The 5,112-nt window shown below is 42.4% G+C and carries 5 protein-coding genes; all 5 read right to left on the bottom strand.

From position 1 onward, the window contains the following. The coding region (cas1, locus tag HGJ91_RS15810) for a CRISPR-associated endonuclease Cas1 (protein ID WP_291348813.1) at positions 1 to 670 on the bottom strand (670 nt) is incomplete at its 3' end. 16 nt (positions 671 to 686) lie between these two features. After that, a complete protein-coding gene (gene cas4 / locus HGJ91_RS15805) occupies positions 687 to 1,325 on the bottom strand; it encodes a CRISPR-associated protein Cas4 (RefSeq protein ID WP_291348812.1) in 639 nt (212 codons plus the stop codon). Continuing rightward, complete coding sequence (locus tag HGJ91_RS15800; protein WP_291348811.1) at positions 1,322 to 2,146, bottom strand: Bro-N domain-containing protein; 825 nt, start codon at positions 2,144 to 2,146, stop codon at positions 1,322 to 1,324. The genes cas4 and HGJ91_RS15800 overlap by 4 nt, the downstream gene beginning before the upstream one ends. Positions 2,147 to 2,191: 45 nt before the next feature. Continuing rightward, positions 2,192 to 3,031 (bottom strand): type I-C CRISPR-associated protein Cas7/Csd2, encoded by an 840-nt coding sequence (cas7c, locus tag HGJ91_RS15795; protein WP_291348810.1) that lies wholly within the window; start codon positions 3,029 to 3,031, stop codon positions 2,192 to 2,194. Between the two features lie 20 nt (positions 3,032 to 3,051). Beyond that, positions 3,052 to 5,028 (bottom strand): type I-C CRISPR-associated protein Cas8c/Csd1, encoded by a 1,977-nt coding sequence (gene cas8c, locus HGJ91_RS15790; protein ID WP_291348809.1) that lies wholly within the window; start codon positions 5,026 to 5,028, stop codon positions 3,052 to 3,054. Positions 5,029 to 5,112: the final 84 nt, after the last annotated feature.

The following is a 5,112-nucleotide window of genomic DNA, read 5'->3' as shown; positions in this document are numbered from 1 at the left end:
CAGATTCAAGTGCAGATCGTACATCATGAGTTAGGAGAGTATATAAAAAAGAGAGGAGGCAATTTACATTATCAAGCGGTGGCCGCCTGTTTCTTCCGGTAAAGGAAAATGCCTCTTTCTGAACTATTATCAGCTCATCAAAAACACTGAAATATTGATGTGCCGCGTCTCCTTCGACACCTCTCAGCCTGTTTAAATTTCCATATGGAAGCTCTTTTTTAATATATAAAGAAAGCCGATCAGATACTTTTTTCAGTCTGAATTCATCGATTTTTTCTTTATGATCGCGGATCGCCCTTTCAAGAACGGTTCTGCTGTTTGCGAGTTTGCCGGTCAATACAGATCCTGCAATTGAAGCACAAGTTTCTTGATTATCCGCCATTCTGAACTGTTCCCGTCTTAAAAGAACATTTCCTGAAACCGGCCCTTTAACTACTGCAAGGAATCTGCCATAAGCTGTCAAAAAACTAATGGACACATCATTTTCAGCACAAAACCCCATCAAATAAGGGCTGCAACTCACTGCACCAAAACAAACTATCCCGGCAAGTGTATGAATGGGAAGTCTCATGGCTACTTTTTTTTCAATTTTAACAACAACAGTTTCACCTTCCTTTGACAAATAAGCCCCTTGAGTAGTCACAAACAATGTGTTTAAATATTTTTTCATCTTTATTAAATTTGCCTTAGTCTGTCATTTTTCTTATCCATGACAATACATTTCTTTTTTTCCCAATTGTCTTGGGTATACATAAATTAAGAAAAGAACAGGTATCACACTTTTTTTCATAATGGGGCAGCGGTGTAATCCCAGAGGAAATCATATTATGAAGTTCTTCAGATGTTCTCATTGTAAACTCCCGCAAATTCTCATCAAAAACAACATCCAGGCGGCGTCTTGTTTTCCCATAAAAAAGTGCCCCTGTTTCAACTTTTACACAGACCATTTCTTCAAGGCATAACGCCTGTGCACAAAGCTGCACCTTGTCTGAAAGGTTCTTCTTGGGTTTTCCTCTTTTATATTCCACGGGAAAAGGTATCCATAGTTTTTCCAAACCCTCTTTTAAATGGAACTCAACCACATCTGCCTTTCCGGTAACACCCAAAACACTTGATTTAAGCGGCAGGCTATATTCAACCTTCATCCTGCCTCTGTCACTTTGATCCCCCCTGTCTACCCTTTCATGCATAATTCGACCTTCTGCGGTAAATTTATTTTCAACCCATAATTGTTCAATATGAATCAGTGCGCATTGCCTCTTGCAAAAGAGTATGTGCTGCAGGGCGGATAGTGGCAATAATTCATCTTCAATATAGAGGGTCATTTATTTTTAAGCCTTTTCCTGCTTTCAGGTTCGGTCAGATAGTTTCCTGAACTGACCACTTTCTTTCCGGTTTCAATTTCCAGATTTTCACGAGCGTCACCGGCAATTTTGCCACCTTTTCGGGCGGCTGTTTTATTTTCATCAAACCCTTGAGCATCTTTTTTGCTGGCAATCTCGGTAGTGGCCGCTTCACCCAGCATGGAAAAGATCAGTTCCAAATCGGTCATATGATCTCGGAGGTTTTCCCGCTTTAGTCCTTTCAAATTTTTGTATTCCGAAGGAGTGACACCGAAGGCGGCCTTGGAAATCTCCGAGGTAAGAATTGCATATTCCGGATCTTCTTTGATCCCGCGTTTCTGCCACTCATCGGTTAGTTCCGCCCGAACGGCAATGCCCCGCATCCGTTTTTCTATCCAGGCCTCCGAATACCCCTTGGCACGGTAGATGGCCCTGGTACGCTTACTTGCCAGTTCTGGATCCTCAATCTCCTGAACCCGCTCGTAACCGACCTTAGCCAGCCAGCGTTTGAATGGTTCGGCTTTGGGTGAAGGAATGGACTGAATGATGCGAAAAATGCCTTCGGTGTTGGCGCAATTCATACGCTGAGGCCCGCCTTCAGTCTGAACTGAAAGGGGGGTGGCAATTTGCCCCCACCCTTTGGAAAGTTCTTTATCACGACGCCTCATGTCCTTTATATAGCCACTTGGGTTAATTGAGTCAGTAAGCGCCAAAACTACATCTACAATGACAAACCACCACTCATTGTTATGCAACATCCGCCGAATTTCTTTATTTTTGAAGACCACCAATTTTGTTTCCATGTTAAATCCCTCATCACTTTAGTAGACGTCAGATAGTGAAAGACATCAAAAACCATCAATAAGCTCCGGTTCCAATCCATCCAGCTTGTCAATCTCAAAACTGCCATCCGGGTTTACTGACAGTGTTCTGTGTACTTTGGCTGAAGAATATTGACCGGCCTTACTATTGTGCTGCCACCAAATAACTTTCTCAATCGCCATGCTTCCTTCGGGTCGTGCTGATGATGCATCTCCTTCAAAAAGTTTGGGCAATACTGCTTTAATGGTTTCGGCGTCATCATTGTTAAATCCGGTCCGCTCTGATAGTTGCGGGTTCATACTGCCATAGGTGACATAAACCGCCTGATCTACCCTGTGTTTCATACCCATAGTATCAGAACTTTTCTTGGTTCCATCTCCCTCACCACTGACACTCTTGGTTATCTGGGTACTGGTTACACTAACTGGCACCACGCTAAAAGCGGACTGAATAGAAACCGGGCCACGGATAGGAATAGACACGCCATCATTCGCAGTATTTTTAAAAGCAAAAAGCTGACCAAAGGTTCGAACGTCCAGCCATTTTTCACAGGCAAGTTTCACAGTTTTATCTGGAGTCGTTTGAGTCCTAATAAATGCATCTTTGCCAAGTCCAAATTCATCTGACTCTGCCCTGGCTTTCAAGCTCGGCATTCCATCAATTTTATTTTCATCTGATTGAACAAAAATCGGATACTCTTTTGCCATCAAACGGTTACGAATTTTTCTTTTCAGGCAGACATCGGTAATCTCTCCATATCCGTCATAATCTATGCGGGGTCGATTACCGTTTAAAGGATCACCGTTTGGGTTGGCATTTTTAACGCTAAAAATAATGACAAAATCTATTTTGTTTTCCAGGCTCATGATCTATCTCCTTCAAATTATTAATTTTCGTTATTGGTTTCTTTTTTATTGCGCCAATCTTGTTTCTGGCAGTGATACCCCAACAGAAATTCACCGGAAAGCGGCTTGTCACTGGTAAAATCATCTGGAGAAAAAGCATCTTGCACCGCATCAAGCTCTTTATTGCAGTTGGTCAAAAAGCCTGCCCTTTTCCCCTGTAATCCTTGCATATAGGGCTGTAATCCCAACTCAATATTTCGCCAGGTCGAAAAGGGCCGATCCGCAAAACGCTGCATTAATCTGGCAGCAGTTGTCGGTCTGCTCTCTCCTCCAACATTCAAGGCAACCTCTTCAATTCGTTCGGCAATTGCCAACAGGCGACCATATAAATAATCCCTTGTTTTTCTGTCTTCTTCTAATGTCATTGAATATTCCCTCCTTTTTATTTTATCAGGATGACGCATGTAAAACCCTCTGTACAAGGCACAGGCGACACCAAGATTCTTTTCCCATGCGGCTTTCTCGCTTTTAGGGTTAGAAAATTGTTGTGAAAGCCTTTTTAAAGTGCAATTACTGGCCCGGCGCACCGCTGAAAGCATTACATCTCGAGGAAATTGCCGGCCATCGACAATGCAGGGCAATATCCGCTCCAACAAACTTTTATTCAGGGTTTTATTGCTCTTCAAGATATCACCATAAGCAGCTTCGGCAATAACTCGGGGAACCGGAGAGCTCACTGGCCAAATTGTTTTTCTGATGGGCTTTTTATTACTGTTTGGATTTGGATATTCCTTGGTATGGCGTTGGGGCCAGGCGAACTGGATGTGCCAGTCATGAATCCGATCCAGGAATTCACTGGCCAGGAGTTCCCGGTAATAGATGATCCCCATTCTTCCCGGTGTTGCCGAATCCAAGCCCATTATTACGATTTGTTCATTTGGTTCCAGCTTTGCCCTGTACCCGCGCAAATAATTGTTGAATTTAAAGGCAAAGGATGCACCAATATCTATGCTTTGATCTATCCGATCTTGTGATTCCTCTGGTTCAATTTCTGGCTGTAAGAAGATATCTTCGTCAGTCATCATCGCCCATGAAGACTTCAATAGTTCAGGAATTTTTTTACCGGAAACTGCCCAAGTAATATAAACCTGATCACCATTCCTATAACTATGACTCGGACTGGACAAGAGATAGCGCAAGGCATTATGCGCTTTCTGGGTGACATCAAAGCCAATGACGACTGCTTGTGCTCCATGCTTATCTATACTTGTTTTAGTATCAGTAAATTTTCCACGGAAGGTATAACCACTGTGATCATTTGAAGACACAAGCTTTGCTCCATCTCCCGGCCACCGTAAAAAACGCGGGTGGTTTGATGCAATTCTGGCTTTATCTCCAAGAATGTAGCAAAAGCCTTTTTTACTGTTCTTTTCTCTGTCATAAGAAATCCAAGAGTCAATTAACTCCTCATCTTGCCACGTTCCTGACACAGGATTTCCAGGCTCTTCGACACACCATCTAATAAACACCTTTTCTGGTGATATTTTCTGACTGGTTCCATTTGATTTTTTTACTTTCAAGGGAAATTCAAACTCACTTGAAAGGTCATTCCATAATGTTTGCTTTTCAAGATATTTAAAAATTGCTTTGAGTTTTGGATGTGACTTACTTGAGTTTGCCCAATCTCTCATCTGATCCAGGTAAGCTTGTGTTTTATTTTTGTTTGCCTTCGGGTAGTCAGAAGCGCAGTATCCAATTTCTTCACATAATGGATGTGGCGCAATTTTAGCTCCAGCTCGCCCCGCAGATGATTCTGAGGCAGGAATTAATGTTGGGCTATCTGATCCATGCAAAATTTTTGAACGTCCTTTTAAAAAATTCCCTTCAACATCTATAACTACCTCAATATGCGCATTCTTTACAAAATGGGAAATTGGCCATAAAATAGCCTCTTCTTCTTCCTGATTAGAAGTTACAACGTGATCATAGGTCTCATACAGCTTTGCCATCCAACTCATAATGAGGCCTCCTCTTTTTCAACCGAAAGGATATTCTCATCCAGCCCAAACTCTTTGGCAGCCATCTTGCGGATGAACCGACTG

Source organism: Desulfobacula sp. (assembly GCF_014237455.1).
In the GTDB taxonomy this organism is placed as follows: domain Bacteria; phylum Desulfobacterota; class Desulfobacteria; order Desulfobacterales; family Desulfobacteraceae; genus Desulfobacula.
This window is presented reverse-complemented; position numbering and strand designations above follow the sequence as displayed.

What these genes read in the sequence shown, in the direction of transcription:
- cas4 (WP_291348812.1), bottom strand. Translation starts at nt 1,325, where the DNA reads ATGACCCTCTATATTGAAGATGAATTATTGCCACTATCCGCCCTGCAG.
- HGJ91_RS15800 (WP_291348811.1), bottom strand. Translation starts at nt 2,146, where the DNA reads ATGGAAACAAAATTGGTGGTCTTCAAAAATAAAGAAATTCGGCGGATG.
- cas7c (WP_291348810.1), bottom strand. Translation starts at nt 3,031, where the DNA reads ATGAGCCTGGAAAACAAAATAGATTTTGTCATTATTTTTAGCGTTAAA.
- cas8c (WP_291348809.1), bottom strand. Translation starts at nt 5,028, where the DNA reads ATGAGTTGGATGGCAAAGCTGTATGAGACCTATGATCACGTTGTAACT.